The organism is Burkholderia sp. D-99 (assembly GCF_011605345.1).
Classification (GTDB): Bacteria; Pseudomonadota; Gammaproteobacteria; order Burkholderiales; family Burkholderiaceae; genus Burkholderia.
The window spans coordinates 266,343-291,010 of record NZ_JAAOXM010000002.1 but is presented as its reverse complement, the minus strand read 5'-3'; the positions used below and the strand labels follow the sequence as shown (position 1 = coordinate 291,010).

Annotated in this window: 21 protein-coding genes; 12 read left to right on the top strand and 9 right to left on the bottom strand. The window is 68.8% G+C overall.

Annotation, left to right across the window (positions count from 1 at the left end; all coding sequences use genetic code 11):
* Nucleotides 1-124: 124 nt before the first annotated feature.
* The 3 genes from HAV18_RS08380 to HAV18_RS08370 form a co-directional block, all read right to left on the bottom strand.
* Complete coding sequence (locus HAV18_RS08380) at nt 125-511, bottom strand: 2-hydroxymuconate tautomerase family protein (RefSeq protein ID WP_166954641.1); 387 nt, start codon at nt 509-511, stop codon at nt 125-127.
* A gap of 65 nt (nt 512-576) precedes the next feature.
* Nucleotides 577-1,080: an aromatic-ring-hydroxylating dioxygenase subunit beta gene (locus HAV18_RS08375; protein ID WP_166956674.1), complete on the bottom strand. Its 504-nt coding sequence runs from the start codon at nt 1,078-1,080 to the stop codon at nt 577-579.
* Nucleotides 1,077-2,360 carry a Rieske 2Fe-2S domain-containing protein gene (locus tag HAV18_RS08370; protein ID WP_166954640.1) on the bottom strand — a complete coding sequence of 428 codons (1,284 nt, stop codon included), beginning with the start codon at nt 2,358-2,360 and terminating at the stop codon, nt 1,077-1,079. Before HAV18_RS08370 ends, HAV18_RS08375 begins: the two co-directional genes overlap by 4 nt.
* 138 nt (nt 2,361-2,498) lie before the next feature.
* Between HAV18_RS08370 and HAV18_RS08365 the strand changes: the two genes are divergently transcribed.
* Entirely contained in the window at nt 2,499-3,419 is a 921-nt protein-coding gene (locus HAV18_RS08365; protein WP_166954638.1) for a LysR family transcriptional regulator, read from the top strand.
* Between the two features lie 329 nt (nt 3,420-3,748).
* On the opposite strand, the gene HAV18_RS08360 is transcribed toward HAV18_RS08365, so the two are convergent.
* Nucleotides 3,749-4,738: a PDR/VanB family oxidoreductase gene (locus tag HAV18_RS08360; protein WP_166954636.1), complete on the bottom strand. Its 990-nt coding sequence runs from the start codon at nt 4,736-4,738 to the stop codon at nt 3,749-3,751.
* A 156-nt stretch (nt 4,739-4,894) separates the two neighbouring features.
* Nucleotides 4,895-6,295 (bottom strand): MFS transporter, encoded by a 1,401-nt coding sequence (locus HAV18_RS08355; RefSeq protein ID WP_166954634.1) that lies wholly within the window; start codon nt 6,293-6,295, stop codon nt 4,895-4,897.
* A gap of 411 nt (nt 6,296-6,706) precedes the next feature.
* Between HAV18_RS08355 and HAV18_RS08350 the strand changes: the two genes are divergently transcribed.
* Entirely contained in the window at nt 6,707-7,825 is a 1,119-nt protein-coding gene (locus HAV18_RS08350; protein WP_166954632.1) for a porin, read from the top strand.
* A gap of 47 nt (nt 7,826-7,872) precedes the next feature.
* Here HAV18_RS08350 and HAV18_RS08345 read toward each other — a convergent pair whose 3' ends face one another.
* Together HAV18_RS08345 and HAV18_RS08340 are read right to left on the bottom strand one after the other, a co-directional pair.
* Nucleotides 7,873-8,907: a LysR family transcriptional regulator gene (locus HAV18_RS08345; protein WP_166954630.1), complete on the bottom strand. Its 1,035-nt coding sequence runs from the start codon at nt 8,905-8,907 to the stop codon at nt 7,873-7,875.
* Entirely contained in the window at nt 8,904-9,878 is a 975-nt protein-coding gene (locus HAV18_RS08340; RefSeq protein WP_166954628.1) for an AraC family transcriptional regulator, read from the bottom strand. Before HAV18_RS08340 ends, HAV18_RS08345 begins: the two co-directional genes overlap by 4 nt.
* Before the next feature lie 164 nt (nt 9,879-10,042).
* On the opposite strand from HAV18_RS08340, the gene HAV18_RS08335 reads away from it, so the two are divergent.
* A complete protein-coding gene (locus tag HAV18_RS08335) occupies nt 10,043-11,149 on the top strand; it encodes an NAD/NADP-dependent octopine/nopaline dehydrogenase family protein (protein WP_166954626.1) in 1,107 nt (368 codons plus the stop codon).
* Nucleotides 11,146-12,156: a 3-hydroxybutyryl-CoA dehydrogenase gene (locus HAV18_RS08330; RefSeq protein ID WP_166954624.1), complete on the top strand. Its 1,011-nt coding sequence runs from the start codon at nt 11,146-11,148 to the stop codon at nt 12,154-12,156. Before HAV18_RS08335 ends, HAV18_RS08330 begins: the two co-directional genes overlap by 4 nt.
* 119 nt (nt 12,157-12,275) lie before the next feature.
* On the opposite strand, the gene HAV18_RS08325 is transcribed toward HAV18_RS08330, so the two are convergent.
* Together HAV18_RS08325 and HAV18_RS08320 are read right to left on the bottom strand one after the other, a co-directional pair.
* Entirely contained in the window at nt 12,276-13,640 is a 1,365-nt protein-coding gene (locus HAV18_RS08325) for an MFS transporter (RefSeq protein ID WP_166954622.1), read from the bottom strand.
* Between the two features lie 145 nt (nt 13,641-13,785).
* Nucleotides 13,786-14,676: a LysR family transcriptional regulator gene (locus HAV18_RS08320; RefSeq protein ID WP_048245716.1), complete on the bottom strand. Its 891-nt coding sequence runs from the start codon at nt 14,674-14,676 to the stop codon at nt 13,786-13,788.
* Between the two features lie 101 nt (nt 14,677-14,777).
* Here HAV18_RS08320 and HAV18_RS08315 point away from each other — a divergent pair, with 101 nt between their 5' ends.
* The 8 genes from HAV18_RS08315 to HAV18_RS08280 all read left to right on the top strand — a co-directional run bounded on the left by HAV18_RS08315 (nt 14,778) and on the right by HAV18_RS08280 (nt 24,653).
* A complete protein-coding gene (locus tag HAV18_RS08315; RefSeq protein ID WP_166954620.1) occupies nt 14,778-16,331 on the top strand; it encodes an AMP-binding protein in 1,554 nt (517 codons plus the stop codon).
* Between the two features lie 13 nt (nt 16,332-16,344).
* Complete coding sequence (locus tag HAV18_RS08310; protein WP_166954618.1) at nt 16,345-17,526, top strand: acyl-CoA dehydrogenase family protein; 1,182 nt, start codon at nt 16,345-16,347, stop codon at nt 17,524-17,526.
* Nucleotides 17,527-17,529: 3 nt separating this feature from the next.
* Nucleotides 17,530-18,666, top strand: a complete 1,137-nt coding sequence (locus HAV18_RS08305; protein WP_166954617.1) for a CaiB/BaiF CoA-transferase family protein — start codon at nt 17,530-17,532, stop codon at nt 18,664-18,666.
* A 42-nt stretch (nt 18,667-18,708) separates the two neighbouring features.
* Nucleotides 18,709-20,028, top strand: a complete 1,320-nt coding sequence (locus HAV18_RS08300; RefSeq protein ID WP_166954615.1) for an MFS transporter — start codon at nt 18,709-18,711, stop codon at nt 20,026-20,028.
* Between the two features lie 109 nt (nt 20,029-20,137).
* Entirely contained in the window at nt 20,138-21,196 is a 1,059-nt protein-coding gene (locus HAV18_RS08295; RefSeq protein ID WP_166954613.1) for a porin, read from the top strand.
* A gap of 38 nt (nt 21,197-21,234) precedes the next feature.
* A complete protein-coding gene (locus tag HAV18_RS08290; RefSeq protein ID WP_166954611.1) occupies nt 21,235-21,624 on the top strand; it encodes a BON domain-containing protein in 390 nt (129 codons plus the stop codon).
* 47 nt (nt 21,625-21,671) lie between these two features.
* Nucleotides 21,672-23,168, top strand: coding sequence for a serine hydrolase (locus HAV18_RS08285; RefSeq protein WP_243771580.1), 1,497 nt, complete (start codon nt 21,672-21,674; stop codon nt 23,166-23,168).
* A 369-nt stretch (nt 23,169-23,537) separates the two neighbouring features.
* Complete coding sequence (locus HAV18_RS08280; RefSeq protein ID WP_166956671.1) at nt 23,538-24,653, top strand: porin; 1,116 nt, start codon at nt 23,538-23,540, stop codon at nt 24,651-24,653.
* The last annotated feature ends 15 nt before the right edge of the window (nt 24,654-24,668 follow it).

Genomic DNA, 24,668 nt, shown 5'->3' with positions numbered 1-24,668 from the left:
GCGTCACGGACACCACGGACACCACGGACACCACGGACACCACGGACACCACGGACACCACGGACACCACGGACACCACGGACACCACGGCGCGGCGCATGACGGAGCGACGCCCGGCCCATGATCAGCGCCCCAGCGCCCGTGCGGTCTGGCCGCCGATCCCGAAGTCGGTATTCGGGATGTCCTTGATGATGACGCGCGTCGCCTGCAACGGTGCATCGAGCACGGTCGCGGCGGCGTCGGAAAGTGTCGCGATCAGCGCGCGTTTCTGCTCGTCGGTGCGGCCGGCGATCAGGATCGCGACGATCACCGGCAGCGACGGCGGCGCGCCGTCGGCGGCCGTGCGCCCGCCAAGGCCGATATGCGTGGCGGGCAATTCGGTGAGCAGCACGCGTATGGATTCGAGCGGTGCGCCGATCGCGTTGACGGTCGCACCGCTGAGCCGCGCGATCAGTTCGGCCTTGCACGCATCTTCATGGCCGGCCGGCAGGAAAACTTCAAGTGTGGGCATGGTCGTCCGGAAAGGTGAAGGTTGCCGGCTCACCTTTGCACTTGCAGCGGCGAACCGGCGACGGCTTACAGCAGGAAGCCGATCGCGCTGAGCGCTTCGGTCGAGTCGATCAGGCGCACGACCTTTTCGGCGATCCGCATCTCGCCTTCGGCATCGACGCGCAGCTTGTGCGTGACGTCGGCCGCGAACAGCGTCGCGACGCCGCGCTTGTATGCGACGACGACCTGCGCCGATTTCAGCTCGACGGTGTCGGCGCTGCCGCTTTCCAGCGTGAAGCGCGACACGGTGCGCACCGTGCGCGCCGCGTCGGTGGCCGATGCCGAGTATCCGGACACCATCCGCTGCACGCGCTTCTCGCGCATGTCCTGGTCGTCGAACACGTAGTTCAGCGTCGCGGCGAAATCGGTCGTGTCGGGATCGATCGGCACCACGTAGTGGCCGGCCGGATCCCACAGATCGAGCCATGCGCGATAGTCGCGGCGGTCGAGCATCTCGGCTTCGCGCCACACGAATTCGACCGCGCGGGCGAAGGTCTGCTCGGAAAAGAGGGCGTTGCGGTCGTCCATTATTGCTGCTCCATCATGTTGCGCCATTGCCGATAAGCCTCGCGCATCCCGGTTTCGTCGGTCGCATGCGCGGTCTTTTCGCCGTTCGCGGCGGTCGTCTCGCGGTTCAGTCCGCGATTCACAAGGATCGGCACGTCGGGGCCCGCATGTGCGCCGCGTTGTACGCGCTCCCACGCTTCCGCGTCGTCGGGGCTGCCGAAGCCGAACGGGCCCTGGAAGTGCTCGTGGATGCGCAGTCGCTCGCGGTTCGCTTCGTCGGGGCCGCCGTCCATCGCGAGCGCGACGTGGCGGATCTCGGTTTCGTTCGCCGAGATCGGCCGCAGCACGCGGAAGAACGCCATCGACAGCGCAAGGTTCGGGAACAGGTTCAGGTTGAAGCCGACCCCCATCAGCGAGCGCACGATGCGGCGCACTTCGTCCGGCGAATGGCGCTCGGCAAGCTTCGCTGCGAGCGGCGCGAAGCGCTCGGGCAGCGGCGCGCCGTCGTCTTCGTCGAGGTCGATCAGCTCGGGCATCAGTACCGCGAGGCTGTGGCCGTTGCCGAGCCCGCGGCAGAACGCGTCCTCGCTCGTCATGAAGCTCGTGATCGCGGCGGCCGTCTCGTCGTCGATCGACTTCATCCACGACTTGTGCACGACCGGGAAGTGGTAGAGGTCGGTCGTGTTCTCGAGCTGGATCTTCCAGTTGCCCTTGAACTTGAACTTGTGCTCGCCGTTCGCCTTGATCGGGTAGCCGGCGCCCTGTTTCATGAACAGGTCGATCCACGGCTTCGCGCCGCCGAGGAAATCCTCGAGCGGTTCGATCGCGTCGTTGAAGCTCGCGAAGATCAGGCCCTGATACACGCCGACGCGCAGCTTCACGAGCGGCAGGTCGCCTTTCTCGCACACGCCTTCGTAGCCGTCGCCGTACGGCAGCGCGCGCAGCGTGCCGTCGAGCGCGTACGACCAGCTGTGATACGGGCACGTGAAGCCCTTCGCGTTGCCCTTGTGCGATTCGCACACGGTCGCGCCGCGATGGCGGCAGCGGTTCTGCAGCACGTTGATCTCGCCGGTCTTGTCGCGCACGACGATCACCGGCTGGCGGCCGATCGTCGTCGTGATGAAGTCGCCCGGGTTCGGCAGCTCGCTCTCGTGCGCGACCCAGATCCAGGTGCGGTAGAAGATGCGCTCGAGCTCGGCTTCGAACAGCGCGGGATCGTGATACATCGCCGGTGCAATGCGGTCGGGTTGCGCGAGGCCGTGCAACGCACGGGTGTCGATCGTCTGGTAGGGAATGTCGCTCATCGTTGTCGTGGGGAAGAGTCGCGAAATCGGGCCGCGCAGCGCACGGTATCGAGTACCCAGTCTCGTCTCTCGCTACATATCCGTCAAATTGATCTAAAATTGGCCAGTCAATAAATACGGCAAATGATGGAGGCTACGATGACGTCGGTCGATCATCTCGATCTGAACCTGTTGCGCGTGTTCCAGGCGATCGTCGAGGAACGCAGCCTGACGAAGGCGGGTGAGCGGCTCGCGTTGTCGCAGCCGGCTGTCAGCTATTCGCTCGGCCGGCTGCGCACGCTGTTCGACGATCCGCTGTTCGTGCGCACGCGCTCGGGCATGCAGCCGACACCGGTCGCGCTCGAACTCGCGGGCATCGTCGGCAAGGCGCTCGACATGGTGCGCGTGGCGCTGCGCTATGCGGAGCGCTTCGATCCGGCCACCAGCACGCGTACGTTCCGGCTGTCGTTGTCGGATGCCGGCGAGATGGCGTACCTGCCGGCGATCTGCCAGGCGCTGCGCGAGCGCGCGCCGCGCGTGACGCTGAGCGTGCAGCCGCTGCCGGTGGAAGAGATCGAGGAAGCGCTGCGCGCGAGCCGGCTGGATTTCGCGATCGGCAACCTGCCGGAGCTGATGCCGCGCACGCGCCATCAGGTGCTGTTCGAGGAAACCTATGTGTGCATGACGGGCCGCCGGCGCGGGTTGCCGAGCGGCGCCGCGCTGAGCCTCGAGCAGTTCGTGCGGGCCGCGCACGTCAACGTGAAATCGGTCGAGCACAGCCACCACGCGCTCGACGATGCGTTGCGCGCGCAGGGCGTGGGCCGCAACATCGCGCTCGAAGTGCCGCACTTCGTCGCGTTGCCGAGCGTGCTGTCGGTCACGGATCTGTACGCGACGCTGCCGAAGCGGCTCGCGCAGATCCTGAACCGCGACAATGCGTTCCGCCTGTACGACTTGCCTGTCACGCTGCCGCCCGCGCCGGTGACGATGCACTGGCACGAGCATTTCCATGAAGACGAAGGCAACGCGTGGATGCGCATGCTGCTGACCGAACTCGTCGAGCGTTTCGACAACGCGTGACTGATGAGGGCGAGGGCAACGCGTGGATGCGCGCGTTGCCGGCCGAGGTCGTGGGACGTTTCGACGATGCGTGACTCATGAGGACGAAGGCAACGCGTGGGTGTGCGCGCTGCTGGCCGAGGTCGTCGCGCGGTTCGACAACGCGTGACCGATGAGGGCGAGGGCAACGCGTGGATGCACGCGTTGCCGGCCGAGGTCGTGGGACGTTTCGACGATGCGTGACTCATGAGGACAAGGGCAACGCGTGGATGTGCGCGTTGCCGGCCGAAGTCGTGGGACGTTTCGACAACACGAGACGTCCTGAACGGCCGCAGCTCGTGCCGTCAGCGTCAAAGATCGAGCACGAGCACCGCCGAGCGCGCACGCGACACGCAGCAGCAGATCACCGTGTTGCTCGCGCGCTCGGCCTTGCTGAGACAGTGGTCGCGATGATCGGGCTCGCCATCGATGACGCTCACCATGCAGGTGCCGCACACACCTTCGCCGCACGACGTGTCGACTTCGATGCCGATGCACGCGAGCGCGTCGACGATCGACGTGCCGGGCGTGACGTGTACCGATTGCCCGCTGCGCTGCAGGCGTACTTCGAAACCATCGGCCGTGCCTGCGCCGGCATCGCTATTGCCCGCAGCGGCGCCAGCCGGTTCCGCCGCGAAGCGTTCGAGGTGGATCGAATCGTCGGGCAAGCGTGCCTCGGCTGCCGCGACGACCGCCTCCATGAACGGCCCCGGGCCGCACGTATAGACGTGTGCGCGTGCGTCGACCGATTCGACGCAGCGGCCCAGCTCGGCCGCGAGCGCGTCAGGCTCGGCGCCGTAGTGGAACGTCACGTGCGACGCGAACGGCTCGGCCGACAATTCGTCGACGAAGGCCGCGTGTTCGCGGCTGCGCGCGAAGTAATGCAACCGGTAGCGCGCGCCGCGCGTGTGCAGCGCATACGCCATCGACAGCAGCGGCGTGATGCCGATGCCGGCCGCGATCAGCACGTGCTCGCTCGCGTCATCCGTCAGACGAAACAGGTTGCGCGGCGCGCCGATCGACAGCTCGGCGCCCACTTGCACATCGTCGTGCAGCGAACGCGAACCGCCGCGCGACTGCGCTTCCTTCTTCACTGCGAACAGATAGCTGCCGCGTTCGTCGGGGTTGCCGCACAGCGAGTATTGCCGCGTGACGCCGGACGGCGCGGTGACGTCGATATGGGCGCCCGGTTCGTACGCGTCGAACGGCTGGCCGTCGACGCGGGAAACCCGGAAACAGCGGATGTCCTGCGCCGCGTCGATCAGCGCGTCGATCCGGACCTGGTGGCGGTTCGCTTGCATGGGTAATCCGTAGGGTAGGGAGAACGCGGCGCGGCAGACACCGCGCCGTCATGCGATCGAGAATAGGGATGGGCATCGCATAAATCAAATCGATTAAAAAGCGATGCCTGAATCAGTCGGATGGATGATGGTCAGGCGACGGGGCGCGCCCGGTGCTCAGCGCGCGGCGATCGCCGCATTGCCCGCCTCGGCCGTTTCGGCCGCCTGCGGCGCCGCATGGTTGCGTTCGCGATCGAGGCTGCGGCGATAGTGCCGGCAACCGGCGGCGAGCAGCAGCGCGGCGAGCGTGGCTGCCGCGACATTGACGATCGACATCGAATGACCGACCGCCGCCGGCGCGCCGAACACGCGATCGGTGAACAGCGCGACGACGGTCGTACCGATCCCGAGTGCGATCAGGTTCGATACGAGCAGGAACAGCGCGGAAATCTGCGCGCGCATCTGGTTCGGCGCGAGTGTCTGCATGGCGGCGGTCGACGTCGGCATCGGGAACGACGCGAAGAACATCGCGACGACGAGCATCGCGAGCGAAGCGGGCAGCGAGTCGAGTTGCGTGAACAGCGTCGCGGGAATCACCATGCACGCGGCGCCGATCGCGCCGGCACGCATCGGCGCGTCGCTGCGGCCACGCCGCAGCATCCAGTCGTTGAGCCAGCCGCCGCAGAACACGCCGGCCGTGTTCGCGACCAGCAGCACGATGCCGAGCGTGTAGCCGGCTTCGACCGCCGTCATCCCGAAGCGGCGGATATAGAACGCGGGCGTCCAGCTCAGCAGGCAGTACAGCGTCATCGCGTAGAACGAAAAGCCGAGGTAATGGCACGCGAAGGTCGCGCGATGCGAGCCGACGAAGCGCAGCGAATCGCGCATCGACACGCGCCGCACGGCGCCCGAGCGATCCTGCGCGAGCCCCTTGCGCTGCGGGTCGCGCACGGTCGCCGCGAACAGCAGTGCGACCAGCAGCCCCGGCAGCCCGACGATCAGGAACGTGACCTGCCACGCATGAACCTGCCCGACCACCGGCAGCGTAAAGGCGCTCGCATGCTTGAGCAGCGCGATCACGTAGCCGCCGATCAGGAACGCGACGCCGCCGCCGATGAACGAGCCGAGCGAATACACGGCGATCGCGCGCCCGAGCTTCTCCTTCGGAAAGTAGTCGGCCAGCATCGAATAGGCGCCGGGCGACAGCGCGGCTTCGCCGACACCCACGCCCATGCGCGCGATGAACATCTGCACGAAATGCTGGCTGAGCCCGCACGCGGCGGTCGCGACGCTCCACAGCGCGATGCCGAGCGAGATGATCCGCGGGCGCGCGTAGCGATCGGCGAGATACGCGACGGGCAGCCCCATCACCGCATAGAACAGCGAGAACGCGAAGCCGTTCAGCAAGCTGAACTGCGTGTCGGACAGGTGCAGGTCGCGCTTGATCGGCTCGATCATCAGCACGAGGACCTGGCGGTCGACGAACGAAAAGACGTACGCGAGCATGCAGATGACGACGACATACCATTCGTACGTATAGCGCTTGCCGTCGGCAGCGCGGGCCGTGGATGCGGACATGCGGATTCTCCAGGAGCGGGCGGTGGGGATGCGCGGCAGCGGCCTTGCGGGCCGGGCGCCGGCGCGGCGCGAAAGCGTGCGGGGGGCACGTGTCGGAGACGCAGCGTAGTCGGCCAAATTCGGCCGCCATAGCCGGAGTGACAGCCGCGCCACACGGACATTTACCGACCCGGATAAAGAAAACACCAGGGTCTTGCGCGCCGGCCGCCGCGCGGCGCGCTTGCGGCGGGGCGCGCACGCATCATGCGGCGCATCTATAAGCGTTATAGAGCGCATTGCGTCGACGTCTGAAATTGTCGTTCCTAGACTCGGCCCGGTTTTGATCGGCAGCGTTGGCCCTTCGCGGCGAACGCGCTTCACACCATGCGGCGCGATACAGACAGGCGCGGCAATATCTACGGGACGACGACGATGAACCAAACGAACGGGCGGGCCGACCGGCTTGCCGTACCGCTTGCCGCGCTGCTTGCCTGCGCGGCGCTGCCCACATTTGCACAATCGAGCGTGACGCTCTACGGCCGCGTCGACACCGCGATCGAATACGCGAACGCCGGGCCGAACCACGTGACGCGCATGGGCAGCGGCAACCTGTGGGCATCGCAGTGGGGGCTGAAGGGTGTCGAGGATCTCGGCGGCGGTTACGCGACGATCTTCAAGCTCGAAGACGGCTTCAACGCGGGCAGCGGTGCGTTGTCGAACAGCAGCGCGCTGTTCGGCCGTGAAGCGTGGGTCGGCATCACCGGGCCGTTCGGCGGCGTGCAGTTCGGCGAGCTTTACACGATCCTGCACACCACACTCGTCACGTACAGCCTGCCGGGCCTCGGCGCAGGGCTCGCGTGGGGCAACGCGACCAACAACTTCGTCGGGCCCGCGTTCCTGCGCGTGCGCAATTCGATGCGCTATACGTCGCCGCGCTACGCGGGTTTCATCCTGCGCGCGATGGCCGCGCGCGGCACCAACGGCGCGGCCGGGCAGCCGGCGACGCTCGGCGATACGTATGGCGCGGGGCTCAACTACGTGCGCGGCGGCCTGTCGGTCGACGTCGACTACATGCAGCAGAAGTTCAGCCCGGTGGCGGCAGCCACGCTCGGCGACACGAGCCCGGCCGCGAACGGCAACTACACGCTGGGCGCGATTTCGTACGATTTCAATGTCGTGAAGGTCGCCGCGCTGTACATGCGTCATCGCGGCGGCCCAGACGTCGCGACCGCGATCGACAGCCAGAGCGCGTATCCGCACAGCGACATCATGGAGCTGAGCGCGACGGTGCCGATCGGGCGCGCGTCGCTGCTGCTGAGTGTCGGCCACTACCGCAAGGTCGGGGACAGCGACGGTAACGCCGATTCGTACGGCATCCGCTTCGACTATCCGCTGTCGAAGCGCACGGTGCTGTACACGGGCGCCGCGATGGTGCGCAACGGCGCGCATGCGCGCTTCGTCGTCAACGGTGCGGCGGGCGGCGGCGTCGCCGTCGCCCAACCGGGGGCAACGGCGAGCTCGATCGTCGCGGGCATCCTCACGTCGTTCTGACCGGCGCGCGCCGGTGCCCGCTTGCGCCGCTCGCGTCGTTGGCGCTGTTATGCGCAGGCGGGCGGCTGCGGCGCGAGCCATGTGTCGAACGGCGCCTGCTGGCCGATGCTGAACAGTTCGAGCAGCAGCGCGCGCAGCCAGCGATGGCCGGGGTCGGCGTCGAAGCGCCGGTGCCAGTACGCATTGACGGCCCATTCGCCGGCCTCGGCGATCTCGTACAGCGCGCACGGCTGCCGTGCCGCGAACGTGATCGCGATCGTCTCCGGCAGGATCAGCGCATAGTCGCCGTCCTGCAGCAGCGCGGGCACCACCATGAAATCGGGTAGCGCCGCGCGCACGCGCGGCATCAGCCCGTGCCGTTCCAGCAGCTGCATCGATTGCGGATGCGACGTGACCGCGACGAAGCGCAGCGTATCGGGTGCCGCGCCGTCGAGCACGTAATCGTCGGGCAGTGCGACACGCTGTGCAGTGCGGCGCGGCATCAGCAGCACGCAGCGCTCGTGCAGCAGCGCGGTACGCTGGAAGTGGCTCGACGCGTCGGCGAAATGCCCGAGCGCGAAGTCGATGCGCCCCGATTCGAGCGCGACGTTGAGCTGGCCTTCGTCGACGTGCAGCGTCTCGATCACCGCGCCCGGCGCGCGGTGGTCGAAGGCGGCGAGCAGCGTCGGCAGGAACGCGCTCGCGGCGAAATCGCTCATGTGCAGGCGGAACACGCGCTGCGTGCTGTCGGGCGTGAAGCGCGAGCCTTCGTCGAGCACGTCCTGCAGGATCGCGAGCGCCTTGTCGACCGATAGCGCGAGCCGCTGCGCGCGCGGCGTCGGCTCGACACCGGTGCCGGTGCGCACGAACAGCGCGTCGCGGAACATCAGCCGCAGCCGGCCGAGCGCATGGCTGACGGACGGCTGCGTGACGCCGAGCCGCAGCGCCGCACGGCCGACGTGCCGCTCCTCGTAGACCGCGCGAAACGTCTTCAGCAAGTTGAGATCGAGATCCTGCACGCGCAGTTCGGACGCGTCGCTGTCGTGCGGCGCGGATTCGGCGCGGGTCGAGGCCGCCGGGCGGCCGGTTGCGGCGTGCGTCATCGGGATTGCCTCGCGGTGACGGAAGGCGCATGGCCGTAACGCCGCGCATACGCCTTCGCGAAATGGCCGAAGCCATGGATGCCGTGCGCGATCAGCACGTCGGTCACGCTGCGCGCGTCGCCGTGTTGCAGTGCGGCGTGCACGGCGGCGAGCCGGCGCTCGCGCACGTACGCTGCCGGCGTGGTGTGCAGGAACGCGCGAAACGCATGCTGCAGCGTGCGCGGCGCGACGCCCGCGACGGCCGCCAGCGTGGCCAGCGCGAGCGGTTCGCCGAGGTGCGCGTCGACGTGGTCGCACGCGCGGCGCACGTGCGCCGGTAGCAGCGGGGTGCCGCGTGCGAGCGCGTCGCTGTACGAGTGCGGCAGGTGCGTGAGCAGCAGCGACATCAGCCACGCGGTGAGATCGGCGCCGAAGGTGGTCGCGGCCGTGCCGATACCCGGCTGCGCGCCGAGCCGGCACAGGTATTCGAAGGTCGGCAGCACGAGTGCGGCGCCTGTGCCCGTGCCGCCGGCCGCGAGTTCGAACTGCAGCGGCCGCGTGAGCGTTGCGTTCAGCATGTCCTGCAGCTTGCGTTCGAGCGCGCCGCGTTCGAGCCGCAGCACGAGGTTGCGGCAATCGGGGCTCGTGCTCAGGCGGCTCGCGAGCGCGGGCGACGACACGGTCAGCTCGCCGGGGCCCGCCTGCGCGACGACGGCGCCAGCCTGCAGCTCGCATGCGCCCGCGAGCGTCAGCCTGAACAGGAAATGACCGGTGTCGCTGCCGAAATCGATGCGCGTTTCGCGGCCGTAGCAGAGTTCGAGCAGCGCGCCGTGATGCAGCGGCACTTCGTATAGCTCGGCATGAAACGGATCGCGGCCGCGCGCGGCCATCCGGTGCGGCCCGAGCCGATGCGCGACGGCGCGTTCGACTTCATCGGGCGCGTGAAGCGTGCCGAGCCGGTTCGGCGCATGGCGGGAAAGGGCGATATCCATTCGTGGGCCTCGGGTCGGATGTGTCGGCGTGTCGGCACGCGCGGGCGGCGCATGCGCCGCGCCGCGATTGTGTTGCGCGAACGGGCGTGCCGTTGCGCGTTTTGAAGCGACGCGGCGGGGGCGGCCGCGTAGTCTCGGTCACACTCGATCAACCGGAGACGATGATGAAGGTATGTGTTCTGGGCGGCGGCCACGGCTGCCATGCGGCGGCCATCGACCTGCTCGAGAAGGGCCATGACGTGACGTGGTGGCGGCGCGATCGCGAGCCGCATGCACGGCTGCGCGAGCTCGGCGTGCTGAACGTGGCCGACTATCGCGGCAAGCGCACGGTGCCGCTCGGCGACGCGCCCGGCGCGATCTGCCTGACCGACGATCTCGCGGCCGCGCTGCGCGGCGCGCGGCTCGTCGTGGTGCCGCTGCCGGCCACCTCGCACGACGCGCTCGCCGCACAGGTTGCACCGCTGCTGGAGGACGGCCAGGTCGTGTTCCTGCCGCCCGGCACGTTCGGCAGCAACGTGTTCGCACGTGCGGCGGCCGACGCCGGCAACCGTTCGCGTATCGCCTTCGCCGAGACGGGCACGCTGCCGTACCTGGTGCGCAAGCATGGCGACAACGAGGTCGTGATCAGCGCGTATGCGACGCGCCTGCCGACCGGTGTGTTTCCGGCGAATGCGGCCGGCTGGGCGTTCGACGTGCTGCGCGCGGGCTATCCGTCGGTCGAACCGGTCGAGGATGCGTTGTCCGGCGCGCTGATGAACGCGGGGCCGGTGATCCATCCGCCGCTGATCCTGATGAACGCCGGGCCGCTCGAACACTTCGACGCGTGGGACATCCACAACGAAGGCACGCAACCGGCGATCCGCCGCGTGACGAACGCGCTCGACGCCGAGCGCATCGCGGTGCGTGAAGCGCTCGGTTACCGCGCACCGCATTTCCCGCTCGCGGATCACTATGCGGCCGACGGCGACGAATGGATGTACGGGCGCGGCGCGCACGGCAAGCTGACCGATAGCGGCGACTGGCGCGAGAAGATCGATCTGCGCACGCATCGCTACATGCTCGAGGACACCCGGCTCGGGCTGTCGCTCATCGTGTCGTGCGGGCGCTGGGCCGGCGTACCGACGCCCGTCGCGCAGGGGCTGCTGAGCATCGCGAGCGCGGTCGCGGTGCGCGACCTGTACGCGGAAGGCCGCACGCTGGAGCGGCTCGGGCTTGCCGCGCTGTCGAAGGACGCGATGCGCGCGCTGCTCGACGCGGGGTACGCGGCATGAAGGCGGCCGCCGATGTGACGCGCGTCCACGTGCTCGGCGCGGGGCGCATGGGGCAGGGGATCGCGCTCGTGTTCGCGTTCGCGGGGCTCGACGTGACGCTGGTCGACTTCAAGCCGCGCGACGCGGCCGGATGGCGTGCATTCGAGGCACGCACGCGCGACGAGATCGAGAGGCCGCTGCACGCGCAGGTCGCGCTCGGCCGCATCGACGCCGCGCAGGCGGAAGCCGTGGTCGCGCGCATCGCGCTCGTCGCCCGGGACGGTGCAGCCGAAGCGGTGCGCCAGGCCGACATCGTGTTCGAGGCACTGCCCGAAGTGCTCGACGCGAAGGCCGACGCGCTGCGCTGGCTCGGCGCGCATGTCGATGCGCATGCAACGATCGCGTCGACGACGTCGACGTTCGTCGTCACCGAGTTGCAGCGCCATGTCGCGCACCCGGCGCGGATGCTGAACGCGCACTGGCTGAACCCCGCGCTGCTGATGCCGCTCGTCGAAATCAGCCGCGGCGATGCGACCGATCAAACTGTAGTCGATACGCTCGCCGCGTTGCTCGAACGGGTCGGCAAGAAGCCGGTGATCTGCGGGCCCGCACCCGGCTATATCGTGCCGCGCATCCAGGCGCTCGCGATGAACGAGGCCGCGCGGATGGTCGAGGAGGGCGTCGCGAGCGCGGCGGACATCGACACGGCGATCCGCACCGGCTTCGGCCCGCGCTTCGCGGTGCTCGGGCTGCTCGAATTCATCGACTGGGGTGGCTGCGACATCCTGTACTACGCGTCGACGTACCTGGCCGGCGAGATCGGCCCGCGTTTCGCACCGGCCGCGAGCGTCGTGCGCAACATGGAAGCCGGGCGCGACGGCGTGCGCACGGGTGCGGGCTTCCACGACTACGCCGAGGTCGACGTGCCCGCCTACATGCGGCAGCGGCTCGGCGAATTCGCGCGGCTGCTCGATCACCTGGGACTCGCGCCGGCGTTCGACGGCGCGCGGCGGGAGGGCGGCAACTAGGCAGCGCGTCGGGTTGGCGAGCGCGAGCGGCGACACGCGCCGGGAACGGCTGTGCCGGCCGTCGTGCTCGCCGCCTGCCGGCGCGGATCGGCCCGCTTGCGCGGATCGAAGCGTCATGGTCACGCCGTGTCGCCGCGCGTGTCCGTAGCGGGAGCAGCGGGGGCAGCGGGAGCGGCCCCCACGATTCGCGTTTCGCGCATCACGCACAGTGTCGCGACCGTCACGAGGCCGAGCACGACGAGGAACAACGACACGGGCCACGATGCGTGATAGCGCGCGAGCAGCGCGGTCGCGATCAGCGGCGACATCCCGCCCGCGAAGATCGACGCGACTTCGTGACCGAGCGCGACGCCCGAGTAGCGCACCTCGGTGCTGAACAGCTCGCCGACGAGCGCGGGCAGCGTGCCGATCATCGCGCCGTGGCTGACGGCCGTGCCGACCGTGAGCGCGAGCCACACGAGCGGCGTCGCGCGCGTGTCGAGCAGCCAGAAGAACGGGAACGCGCACGCGACGAGGCTCAGCGCGCCGATCAGGTACACGGGCTTGCGGCCGATCCGGTCGGACAGCCGGCCCCACGCGAGCATCGCGCCCATCTCGACGATCATCGCGATCATCACGCCGGTCAGCATCACGCCGTTCGGAATGCCGACGTACTTGCCGTAGACGAGCGAGAACGCGAGGAAGATGTAGGCACCGCCGTTCTCGGCCACGCGCAGCCCCATCGCGAGCAGGATTTCCTTCGGATGGCGGCGAATGCACTCGACGATCGGCAGGTGCGTATGCGCGCCGCGCTTGCCGGCCTGCTCGAAGTCGCGGCTTTCCGGCAGATGGCGGCGGATATAGATGCCGATCGCGAAAATGGCGATGCTCGCGAGGAACGGCAACCGCCAGCCCCAGGTGCGGAACGCGTCGTCCGGCAGCGCCTGCGCGGCGAGGAACGCGGCCGACGACAGCACGAAGCCGCCGCCCACGCCGAGCTGGCTCCAGGCGGCGTAATAGCCGCGCTGCTCGGGCGGCGCGTTCTCGCTGATCATCAGCACGCCGCCGCCCCATTCGCCGCCGGACGCAATGCCTTGCAGCAGGCGCAGCGCGACGAGCGCCGCCGGTGCCCACAGGCCGACCTGCGCATAGGTCGGCAGCAGGCCGATCGCGAAGGTCGATGCGCCCATGATCAGCAGCGTCCACACGAGCGACGCCTTGCGCCCGTAACGATCGCCGACGTGGCCGAACACGATCCCGCCCAGCGGCCGTGCAACGAAGCCGAGCGCGAACGCCGCGAACGCGGCGAGGCTGCCCGCGAGCGGCGACGCGCCGGGCGGAAAGAACACGTGGCCAAACACGAGCGCCGCGGCCGTGCCGTACACGAAAAAGTCGTACCACTCCATCGCGTTGCCGGCGACGGAGGCGATGACGATCCGGCGCAGCTGCCGGTCGGCGAGCGGCCGGGCGGCGCTCGGGGATTGCACGGTGTCGGTCGGGTACATGGCGGACTCTGAAGGGGGAGGCGTGCGCGCGCCGTCTTTGCGGCACTGCGGGCTAGTGTTGTCGGCACTGCCTCCCCGGTCAAATCCGCAGAAAAAGGGGAGTGTCATCACTCCCGCAAATGATGGTCGCGGCGGGTGCGCGTGGCTATTTCACGCGCGCCTGCAGCAGCGCGACGATGCGCTGCACCAGCGGCGGCAGGTACGCGCCCGCCCGATGCATCGCGGCGATGCGCCGTCCGAGGTCGAGTTCGCCGGGCAGCAGGTCGAGCGCGCGCAGCCCGTTGAGCTGATCGAGCGCCTCGGTTCCACCGACGCACAGCAGCGGCGTGCCGCGCAGCAGGTGCAGCAACGACGTGCTGCCGAAATCCGTTTCGACGCGCAGGCGCGGGCCGGCGAGGCCGCGTGCGCGGAACGCGTCGTCGATCTGGCGCCGCACCGGCAGCGTCGTCTCGGGCAGCAGCCATTCCTGGTCGACGAGATCGGCGAGCGTGAGGCCGCGCTTGCGCTGCAGCGGATGCGCTTCGTCGGCGAGCACCGACAGGCGGTCGCTGAACAGCTCGACGCGCGCGAGTGTCGCGTCCGGCTGGGTCGGCGCGGGCGCCACGACGAGGTCGAGTTCGCCGGCCGCGAGCAGGTCGAGCAGCTCGCGCGCGAGCCGGCAGCGCAGCCGCAGCTTCGCGGCCGGCCGTTCGCCGATCAGTTGCCGGCACGCGCCGAGCACCAGCGCGGTCGGCACGGTCGGCGAGTAGCCGATCCGCACGACACCCTGCTCGCCGCCGCGAATCGCGCGCATCTCCTGCATCGCATCGTCGAATTCGAGCGCGATCCGCTGCGCGCGCGCGACGAACCGCGCACCGGCCGGCGTCGGCGTCATGCCGCTCGCGGTTCGCTCGAACAGCGTCACGCCGACCTGCGTCTCCAGCCGCTGCATGGCCTTGGTCAGTGCCGGCTGCGACAGGCCCAACGCGTCGGCGGCCTTGCCGATGCTGCCGTGCCGTTCGACGGCCAACAGGTATTCCAGATCGCGCGTATCCATCAGGGGATTCCTACGGGTTATGACTTTATAGCCGGTAATGCATTGTGGTGATGCCCGTGCATCTTACAGACTGGCGGCATCGTTCGACCAGGAGAATTCGCTTGAGCTTCGCCTACTTCCTGCGGCGCGCGGCCCGTTACTGGGGCGACCAGCCCGCCGTGCTGCATCGCGACCGCGCCGTCACCTACCGTCAGCTCGACGAGCGTTCGACGCGCCTCGCGAACGCGCTGCGCGGGCTGGGCTTCGCGCCCGGCGCGCGGATCGCCGTGCAGGCCCGCAACGCCATCGAGCTCGTCGAGATCGAGTGCGCGCTGTACAAGGCCGGCCTCGTGAAGGCCGCGCTGAATCCGCGCTTCACCGTGGCCGAGGCGGCCGACGTCGTCGGCAACTGCACGCCCGTCGCGTTCATCGGCGGCCGCGGCTATACGCATTACACGCCGGACTCGCCGGGCTTCGCGTCGGTGGAACGGTTCGTGTCGATCGACGGCGCGACCGACGGCTACCTCGATTACGAAACGCTGCTCGCGCAGGGCAGCAGCGCGATGCCCGACTACGTGCCGGCCATCGACGATCTCGCGGTGCTGCATTTCTCGTCCGGCTCGACGGGGCGCATCAAGGCCGCGATGCAGAGCTACGGCAACCGGCTCGCGTCGCTGCGCAAGATCGTGCTCGGCATGGACCGCCCCGCGCAGCCCGGCGACCGGCTCGCGCTGATCGGGCCGATCACGCACGCGTCGGGCATGCTGATGCAGCCTTACCTGTTCTGCGGCGCGACGCTCGTGCTGTTCGATGCGTTCGAGCCCGCGCGCTTCCTCGCCGACGTGGCGCGCTTGCGCATCACGCACGCGTTCATGGTGCCGGCGATGATCAACATGGTGCTGAACGAGCCGGACCTCGTGCGCGCCGACCTGCGCAGCCTGAAAGTGCTCGGCTACGGCGCGGCGCCGATGGCGCCGGCGCGCATCGAGGAGGCGTGGTCGCGCATCGGCCCGGTGCTGTCGCAGGGCTATGGCGCGAGCGAGTCGACGTCGGGTGTCACGCGTCTCGGCATCGCCGATCACGCCTACGCATTGCTGTCCGATCATGCGCGGCTCGCGTCGTGCGGCCGGCCGCTCGGCGAGACGGAGGTGCGCGTCGTCGACGCGGACGGGCGTGAAGTCGAAGGCGACGCGCTCGGCGAGATCGTGATTCGCGGCGCGGACGTGTTCCAGGGTTACTGGAACGCGCCGGAGCTGACGCGCGAGGTGCTGGTCGACGGCTGGCTGCATACGGGCGATCTCGCGCGCACCGACGACGAAGGCTTCATCTACCTTGTCGACCGCAAGAACGACATGATCATTTCGGGCGGCTTCAACGTGTACCCGACGGAAGTCGAGGCGACGCTGTATCGGCATGCGGACGTGCTCGAGGCATGCGTGGTCGGCGTGCCCGACGAAAAGTGGGGCGAGGCCGTGAAGGCCGTCGTCGTGTTGAAGCCCGGCCGCGACGCGCAGGCTGCCGATCTGGTCGCGCATTGCCGCGCGCTGCTCGCCGACTACAAGCTGCCGCGCGCCGTCGATTTCGTCGCGGAACTGCCGAAGAACGCCAGCGGCAAGATCGCCCGCAAGCTCGTACGCGAGCAGTACTGGCACGGCGTCTCGCGCCGCGTCAACTGAAGGAGAACTCACCATGTTCGATCATCTGGATCGCCCCGAATTCGTCGCGCTGCGCGCGGCCGTGCTGCGCTTCGTCGACGACGAATTGCGCCCGATCGAGCGCGAGCTGCGGCTGGACTCCGAAGCCGTGTGGCCGCGCGATGTGCTGCGCCGTGTGTGGCAGCGTTCGTCCGAACTCGGCTTCTACACGGCGAGCCTGCCCGTCGCGATCGGCGGCAAGGGGCTGTCGATCGTCGAGACCTGCGCGCTGAAAGCCGACCTGGCCGCATCGGGCGCGGCGCTTGCGCCGCACGTGCTCGGCGAGCTGGGCGGGCCGCCGCGCGTCGGCAACATGCTGAAGTACGCGACGCCCGCGCAGCTCGAACGCTATTTCAAGCCGGTGATGCGCGGCGAGAAATCCACCTGCTTCGCGCTGACCGAACCGCACTCGGGCTCGGATGCGATGAGCATTCGCACCACGGCGGTCGAGGACGGAGACTCGCTCGTGATCAACGGCACGAAGCACTACATCAGCGGCGCGCCGTTCGCCGATTTCGCGATCGTGATGTGCGTGACCGACGCGGCCGCGACGCCGCCGCAGATCACGGCGGTGCTCGTCGATCTCGACCTGCCGGGCGTCACCGTCGAGCACGAATACGTGCCGATGTCGGGCCAGCACATCGATGCGGACATCCGTTTCGACAACGTGCGCGTGCCGCGCGAAAACGTATTCGGCGGCGTCGGCAACGGCTTCAAGCTCGGCATGTCGCGGATCAACGTGAACCGGCTGCTGCATTGCCCGACGATGCTCGGCCTCGCGATGTCGGCCTATCGAGCATCGCTCGACTACGCACGCACGCGCCGGCAGTTCGGCGGCCCGATCGCGCGCTTCCAGGCGATCCAGCACATGCTCGCCGACATGGCCGCCGCGCTGTGGGCGTGCGAGAGCATGATCGCGCACACGGCCATGCTCGCCGACGCGGGCGCCGACCTGCGCATGGCGGCGGCCGCGTGCAAGCTGTTCGTATCGGAACGCTGCTTCGAGGTCGCCGACAAGGCCGTGCAGATTCACGGCAACGTCGGCGTGACGCGCGGCCATCCGGTCGAGCAGACCTTCCGCAAGCTGCGGATGTTCCGGATCCTGACCGGCACGAGCGAGATCCAGCGCAACACGATTGCGAAGGCGATTCTCGAACCAGCCGGCGCGGGAGCGTGAGCGATGACGATCGATGCCCCGCACGCCGACGAACCGGCGCAGCAGCACGCGAAACCCGCATGGTCGTGCCTGAACGACGTGACGATCCTGGACCTGAGCCAGTTGCTGCCCGGTCCGCATGCGTGCGCGCTGCTTCGGCAGCTCGGCGCCGACGTCGTCAAGATCGAGCCGCCGCTCACCGGTGACGCGGCGCGCCTGCTCGGCGACGCCGTGTTCGCGCAATTCAACCGCGGCAAGCGGTCGGTCGCGCTCGACCTGAAGGCGCCGGCGGATCGCGACCGCTTTCTCGATCTCGTGCGCCGTGCCGACGCCGTCGTCGAAGGCTTCCGGCCCGGCGTGATGGCGCGTCTCGGGATCGGCTACGACACACTCGCGCGCATCAACCCGCGCATCGTGATGTGCTCGATTTCGGGCTACGGACAGGATGGCCCGAATGCGGCACGCCCCGGCCACGACCTGAATTTCCTCGCGGAAGCCGGCTATTGGGCGATCCCGGCGCAGGTCGACGACGTGGTCGGCCGGCCGCGCGTGCGGCTCGCTGACTACGCCGCCGCGATGCACGCGGCGTTGGCGCTGTCGGTGGCCGTGATGAGCGCGCGTGCGAACAGCCAGGGGCAGCACCTCGATGTGTCGATCCACGACGCGACGCTGGCGTGGACGGCGCCCGCCGCATGGGCGTCGCGCACGCATCGCGCAGCGCCCGCCGACGCGCCTTGGGTGATGCCCGACAACGACCTGTTCGAGACAGCGGACGGCCGCCATCTTGCGCTCGGCATCCTCGAGGACAAGTTCTGGATGACGTTGGGCGATGCGCTCGGCGATGCGTTCCCGGCGCTGCGCGATCTGCGCTTTGCGCGCCGCGCCGGCCGCCAACGGCACAAGTGCGAGGTCAGCGAACTGCTGAAGTCGGTGTTCGCGAGCCGCACGCTGGACGACTGGATGCGCATGCTGCGCGGCTTCGACCTGCCGGTGTCGCCGCTCCCCGACCCCGACGAACTGTTCGCCGATCCGCACGTGCGTGCGCGCGGCGTCGCCCACGAGATCGACGGGGCGCTCGCCGTGCGCTTCCCGGTGAAGTTCTCGCTGGGGCTGCCGGACGGCGATGAACACGTGCCGGGCCTCGGCGAGCACGACGCCTAGCGGCCGCACACGACGGCCCTGACAGAAAACACGGAGACACGGATGACGACAGGCGACACGCAATACCGCCCGGCACGGGCATGGTCGATCGCGATCATGCTCGCGCTGATGATGCTGGTGAATTTTCTCGACAAGGTGGCGCTCGGGCTCGTGTCGGTGCCGATGATGCGCGAGCTGCATCTGAGCCCGACGCAGTTCGGCCTGATCGGCGGCAGCCTCAACTGGCTGTTCGCGGTCGCGGCCGTCGCGGGCGGCATCGCCGCGAACCGCTGGCCGGCGAAGTGGTTGCTGTTCGGGATGGCGGCCGCGTGGTCGGTGCTGCAGTTGCCGATGCTGGTCGCAGGGTCGATCTGGGTCGTGATCGGGTGCCGCGTGTTGCTCGGCGCGGGCGAAGGGCCTGCGTCGCCGGTTGCCGTGCATGCGCTCTACAAGTGGTTTCCGGATGCGCGGCGCAACCTGCCGGTCGCGTTGCTGCATCAGGGCAGCGCGCTCGGCATGCTGATCGCCGGCCTGTCGATTCCGGTCGTGACGACGCACTGGGGTTGGCGCGCGAACTTCGCGGTGCTCGCGGCGCTCGGCGCGTTGTGGTGCGTCGCGTGGGCCGCATGCGGCGAGGAGGGCACGCTCGTGCGCGGCGGCCGCGTGGCGGGGGCGGCCGGCGTCGCGCGCGACGAACGCGTGCCGTACGGGCTGCTGCTGACCGATCGCACGGTGATCGGCAATTTCCTCGGGCATTTCGCGGCGAACTGGATCCTGGCGATGAGCCTGACGTGGATGCCGGCCTATCTGCAACTCGGGCTCGGATTCGAGCCGCATGCGGCGGGGCGGATGTTCGCGCTGTTCGTCGCCGTCACGTCGCCGCTGAGCCTCGCGCTCGCGTGGCTGTCGCAGATGCTGCTCGCGCGCGGGGTGCCGTCGCGTTACGGGCGTGGCGTGTTCGTCGCGACGACGCTGGCGATCGCGGGGCTGCTGCTGGCGGCGCTTGCGCTGCCGGACCTGCCGCGCGCGGCGAAGCTCGCGGCGCTGACGCTCGGCAGCGGGATGACGCTGACCATGTATTCGATCGGCCCCGCGATGCTGGCCGAAGTCACACCCGATGCACAGCGCGGCGGCGTGCTTGCGCTCAGCAACGGCTTCGCGTCGCTCGCGGGCCTCGGCGCACCGATCGTGACGGGCTTGTTGATCGAGGCGGCCGGCGCGTCGACCGCGCGCGGCTTCGAGCAGGCGAGCCTCGTGTGCGGCGTGGTGCTCGTGCTGTGCGGCGTGTTCGGCGTGCTGTTTCTCGATCCGCAGCGTTCGGTGCGCCGGCTGGCGCAACGGCCGCACGACACGCCGGGCGCGATGCGCGAGTCGCGCGGCTAACGCCGCGGCATCGGTCGTGTCGGAACAACGAGCATTCTAAAAGTGCAGTAATCCTTATCGATTGGCAGGAAAGCAAGAAAGAGACGATTCGACAACAAGGAGGAGACGCATGAGAAAGGTGATGGTGGCGGCGCTGATCGGCGCGCTTTCGGGGGCCGCGCACGCGCAGTCCAGCGTGACGCTGTTCGGCCGGATCGGCGGCGGCGTGCGCTGGGTCAACGGGTTGCCGGGCGGCAGTCAGGTCGGCTTCAACAACAACATCATCGCGGGCAACGAGTTCGGCCTGCGCGGCAAGGAGGATCTCGGCGGCGGGCTGAAGGCGCTGTTCGTGCTCGATGGCGCGTTCAACAGCGGCACCGGTGCGGTGAAGACGGCCGGCACGCTGTTTTCGCAAGCCGCGTATGTCGGCCTGTCGGGCGACTTCGGCCGCGTGACGCTCGGCCGCCAGTTCAACGCGGCCGAGGATCTCGGCATCGCGCTCGATCCGCTCGGCGGGCGCGGGCAGTCGCTCGCGGTCGAGCCGGGTGTGCTGTTCGACGGCAACTTCTTCACGCTCGATTCGCGTTTCAACAACACGATCAAGTATCTCGGGCAGGCGGGCGGGCTGAGGGTCGGTGCGAGTTATTCGCCGGGCGGCGTCGCGGGCGCGTCGCGCGCGGGCACCAACTATTCGGCGGCCGCGATGTATACGCTGGCCGACCTGATGGGCGGCGCGTCGTACGCGAAGACGTACAGCCCGGACGGTACGCAGTCGGCGCAGACGATTCAGGCCGGCGGCACGCTGCAGCTCGGCCGCGCACGCTTCTACCTGAGTTATGCGTCGCTGAACGTGACCGCGAACAAGGCCGGCGCGCCGTCGCGGCGCGACGACATCCCGTCGTTCGGCGTCGTCGTGCAGCCGCTGCCATCGGTACAGTTGAGCGCGGCCGCGTTCTACGACCGCGCGCGCAATCTCGGCAACGCGTCGGGCGCGGACGGCCACAAGCTGACGACCTATGCGATCGCCGAGTATTTCCTGTCGAAGCGCACCGAGCTGTATGTCGAAGTCGACCGCAACGGGATGACGGGCGCGTACATGCGCGACCCCGCGACGATCTCGGCGCTGAACCTGCGGCGCGGCGCGAGCGCGACGACCGGCGTGTCGATCGGGCTGATGACGCAGTTCTGAGATTTCCTTCAACCGCTTTTCCGGAGTGTGATTCGATCATGCGTACTTCATCCCGACTTGCCGCGGGGCTGCTGATGGCAATGTGCTGCACCGTCGCCGCCCATGCGCAATCCGACGCCGCGAGCGCGGCGGCCCCGTCATCGGCACCCGTGCAGGACACCGCGCAGGCGTCTGCGCCGGCCGGCCTGTCGCCGGCGCAACGCAAGGCAGCCGACCGCAAGCTGCAACGCCGCGTCGGCACGGCGCTCGCGCGCACCCGAAACCTGAACGCGACGCGCATCCTCGTGCGGGCGCGCGACGGCAACGTGACGCTGGCCGGCTCGGTCACGGATACGAACCAGGCGAATCTCGCGGCGGCGGCCGCGCGGCGCGTCGACGGTGTCGCGTCGGTGTCGAACCTGTTGCGAATCGACGGCCAGCAACCCTGATTGCCGGGCACGTCGCCCGTTCACTTTCCACTACGAGGCATGACTCGATGCGAATTCATCGAAGCTTGACGGCTACCCGTCGCACCCGCCGGCTGGCCGGCACCTTCGTGCTGGCCGGCGGGCTCACGCTTGCCGCGACCGCTGCGCCCGCTGCGCCCACCGCGCCCACCGCGCCCACTGCGCCCACTGCGCCCACTGCGCCCACTGCACCCACTGCGCCCACTGCACCCACTGCGCCCACCGCGACCACCGCGACCACCGCGACCACCGCGCCCACCGCGCCCACTGCGACCACCGCGACCACCGCGACCACCGCGACCGACGTTGCCGCGCCGGGCGTGATGCAGGGCTTTCCGCCGCCGGCCGACCAGGCGGTCAACAAGGCGAACGCGTTCACGCCCGCGCGACTGCGCTGGGCGTTGAGCAACACGCGGCTGCTCGCGCCGACGGCCGGCATCCGGCACGCGGCCGCGCCGATGCCGCTGCCCGAGCACCCGGCGCCCGGCCTCGACGCGCTGCCGGTGACGATCGGCGGCGAGACGCTGACGCTCGACGCGTACCTGCGCGCGACCCATACCGACGGCTTCATCGTCGTGCAGCGCGGCCGGATCGTCTACGAGCGGTATTTCGACGGCTTCCGGCCCGATCAGCCGCACGCATGGGCGTCGATGACGAAATCGGTGACGGGCCTGCTGGCCGCGCAGATGATCGAATCGGGTGTGCTCGATGCGGGCGCGCAGCTGTCGCGCGCGGTGCCGGAACTGGCCGACACGCCGTTCGGCAGCGCGACGCTGCAGCAGAACCTGGACATGGAAGTGCCCACCGCCTATACGCCGGGCGTGCCGCCCGATCTCGGCCTGTTCGGCGCGGTCGGGCTGGTGCCGCACCGCGAAGGCGCGCCGGCCAGCATCGTCGAGTTCCTGCAGACCGTGCAGCGCGTGCCGGACGTGGCGCCCGGCAGCATGTGGTTCTACCAGAACGGCTCGCCGGAAGCCGTCGCGTGGGCGATGCAGCGCGCGACGGGGCAATCGTGGAGCGCGCTGGTCGAGCGGTGGCTGTGGCGCGAATTCGCGGAAGACGATGCCTACGTCGCCGTGGACCGCAACGCGATGGCGATGGCGAGCGGCGGGCTGTATACGACGCTGCGCGATGCCGCACGCTTCGCGGAACGCGTGCGCACCGGGCTCGGCGGCGCGTCCGGCACACTGCCCGCCGCAACGATTCGCGCGGCGCTGCAGCCTGCGCACAACGCGGCGCTGTTCGCGAAGGGCAACGTGGTTCCCGGCAAGGACGGTTATGCGTATCGCGACTACTGGTATCAGGTGAACGACGGCGACGGCTCGTTCGCGGCGGCGGGGCGCTTCGGCCAGTCGATCCTCGTCGATCCGAAGGCCGCGCTGACGATCGTCAAGTTCTCGTCGTCGCCGGACTTCGCGCCGCGGGCACTCGGTGCGCAGGGCCAGGCGACACGGCAGCGCGCCGCGCTCGAACGCGGCGACGCGCTGAGCATGGTGGCGCGCGCGGTCGCCGAGAAACTGCGATAACACGCCCCCCGGACGCGCGGTGCATCGGCTGTCAGGGAAAACCGTATAGCCGCATCGCGCGTCGCCGAATCGTCAGCTTGCTTACGCAAGCCATTCACGTCTGACCAAAACGCGCCGCATCGTGCGGACTTCCGCGCTTTCGTTTCTCTTGCGAGGTCGCCCGGACTTCGCCCATCTCCCTTCCCGTCGCCTGCCATTCGATTTTCAACTGCCGACCAGTTGAACATTTCATTTCTTGATGTGATTGCGGCTGGATACCATCCAGCGACTGTCTATACAACTCGATCGGGATGCATGGGCAGGACGACAAAACACAACACAACATCGATGAGCAGGTTTGGAGAGGAGATGACGGAGATGGTGCGAATGATGGACAGGAAGACGGGCGTCGCATGCATGAACGCGGCCATTGCAATGCTGTTTGCCGGCGCCGCGCACGCGCAGTCGACGGTGACGCTGTACGGGATCGTCGACGCCGGCGTGACCTACACGAACAACGCGAAGGGCCATGCATTGTGGCAATTCACGGGCGGCAATGAATCGGGCCCGCGCTGGGGCTTGATCGGCTCAGAGGATCTCGGCGGCGGCCTGAAGGCGAACTTCCGACTCGAGAACGGCTTCAACGTCGCGAACGGCGCGCTCGGGCAGGGCGGCCGGATGTTCGGGCGTTCGGCGTGGGTCGGCCTGAGCGGCGCGAACTGGGGCGCGGTGACGCTCGGCCGCCAGTACAACTCGACGCAGGACATCCTCGGCTCGCTGCAGATGAGCAGCTTCCTCGCGCAGTACTCGACGCACCCGTTCGACAACGACGACATCAACAACACGTTCCGTCTCAACAACGCGGTGAAGTATGTATCGCCGACGGTTGCGGGCCTGCAGGCGAACCTCGTGTACGGCTTCTCGAACTCGACCGGCTTCGCGAACGACAACAGCTGGAGCGCGGGCGTCACGTATGTGAACGGGCCGCTCAACGCGGGCGCCGCGTATGCGCGCGTGAACCATCCGGCGGTCAGCACGAGCGGCGCAGTTGCTTCGGATAACTACTATCCGTCGTCGGCATCGGTGTTCGGTGCGAGCCTCGGGAACGCGATCCGCCAGCAGATCTGGGGAGCGGGCGGCAGCTACGCGATCGGGCCGGCCACGCTCGGCCTGCTGTACACGGGCTCGAACTTCGGGCAGGCAACGGGCGGCGCGCTTCGCTTCAACAACTACGAAGGCAGCCTGCGCTACATGATCACGCCGGCACTGATGGCGGCGGCCGGCTACACCTACACGCAGGTCGCGCGCGCCAGCGACAGCGGCCACTACCACCAGGTATCGGCTGGCCTGCAGTACCTGCTGTCCAAGCGCACCGACGTGTACGTGAACGGCTTCTACCAGAAGGCGTCGTCGGGTGTCGGCCAGGCGTGGATCGACGGCACCGACAGCGCGTCGTCGACGACGTCGCAGGTGGCGGTGGTGGTCGGCATCCGCCAGAAGTTCTGATGTCCTGATGCGTAC

Coding starts and splice junctions, on each gene's coding strand:
- HAV18_RS08285 (WP_243771580.1), top strand. CDS start 21,672: ATGCGAATTCATCGAAGCTTGACGGCTACCCGTCGCACCCGCCGGCTG.
- HAV18_RS08295 (WP_166954613.1), top strand. CDS start 20,138: ATGAGAAAGGTGATGGTGGCGGCGCTGATCGGCGCGCTTTCGGGGGCC.
- HAV18_RS08380 (WP_166954641.1), bottom strand. CDS start 511: ATGCCCACACTTGAAGTTTTCCTGCCGGCCGGCCATGAAGATGCGTGC.
- HAV18_RS08325 (WP_166954622.1), bottom strand. CDS start 13,640: ATGTACCCGACCGACACCGTGCAATCCCCGAGCGCCGCCCGGCCGCTC.
- HAV18_RS08330 (WP_166954624.1), top strand. CDS start 11,146: ATGAAGGCGGCCGCCGATGTGACGCGCGTCCACGTGCTCGGCGCGGGG.
- HAV18_RS08355 (WP_166954634.1), bottom strand. CDS start 6,295: ATGTCCGCATCCACGGCCCGCGCTGCCGACGGCAAGCGCTATACGTAC.
- HAV18_RS08310 (WP_166954618.1), top strand. CDS start 16,345: ATGTTCGATCATCTGGATCGCCCCGAATTCGTCGCGCTGCGCGCGGCC.
- HAV18_RS08305 (WP_166954617.1), top strand. CDS start 17,530: ATGACGATCGATGCCCCGCACGCCGACGAACCGGCGCAGCAGCACGCG.
- HAV18_RS08360 (WP_166954636.1), bottom strand. CDS start 4,738: ATGCAAGCGAACCGCCACCAGGTCCGGATCGACGCGCTGATCGACGCG.
- HAV18_RS08335 (WP_166954626.1), top strand. CDS start 10,043: ATGAAGGTATGTGTTCTGGGCGGCGGCCACGGCTGCCATGCGGCGGCC.
- HAV18_RS08370 (WP_166954640.1), bottom strand. CDS start 2,360: ATGAGCGACATTCCCTACCAGACGATCGACACCCGTGCGTTGCACGGC.
- HAV18_RS08365 (WP_166954638.1), top strand. CDS start 2,499: ATGACGTCGGTCGATCATCTCGATCTGAACCTGTTGCGCGTGTTCCAG.
- HAV18_RS08300 (WP_166954615.1), top strand. CDS start 18,709: ATGACGACAGGCGACACGCAATACCGCCCGGCACGGGCATGGTCGATC.
- HAV18_RS08280 (WP_166956671.1), top strand. CDS start 23,538: ATGGACAGGAAGACGGGCGTCGCATGCATGAACGCGGCCATTGCAATG.
- HAV18_RS08345 (WP_166954630.1), bottom strand. CDS start 8,907: ATGACGCACGCCGCAACCGGCCGCCCGGCGGCCTCGACCCGCGCCGAA.
- HAV18_RS08290 (WP_166954611.1), top strand. CDS start 21,235: ATGCGTACTTCATCCCGACTTGCCGCGGGGCTGCTGATGGCAATGTGC.
- HAV18_RS08350 (WP_166954632.1), top strand. CDS start 6,707: ATGAACCAAACGAACGGGCGGGCCGACCGGCTTGCCGTACCGCTTGCC.
- HAV18_RS08320 (WP_048245716.1), bottom strand. CDS start 14,676: ATGGATACGCGCGATCTGGAATACCTGTTGGCCGTCGAACGGCACGGC.
- HAV18_RS08340 (WP_166954628.1), bottom strand. CDS start 9,878: ATGGATATCGCCCTTTCCCGCCATGCGCCGAACCGGCTCGGCACGCTT.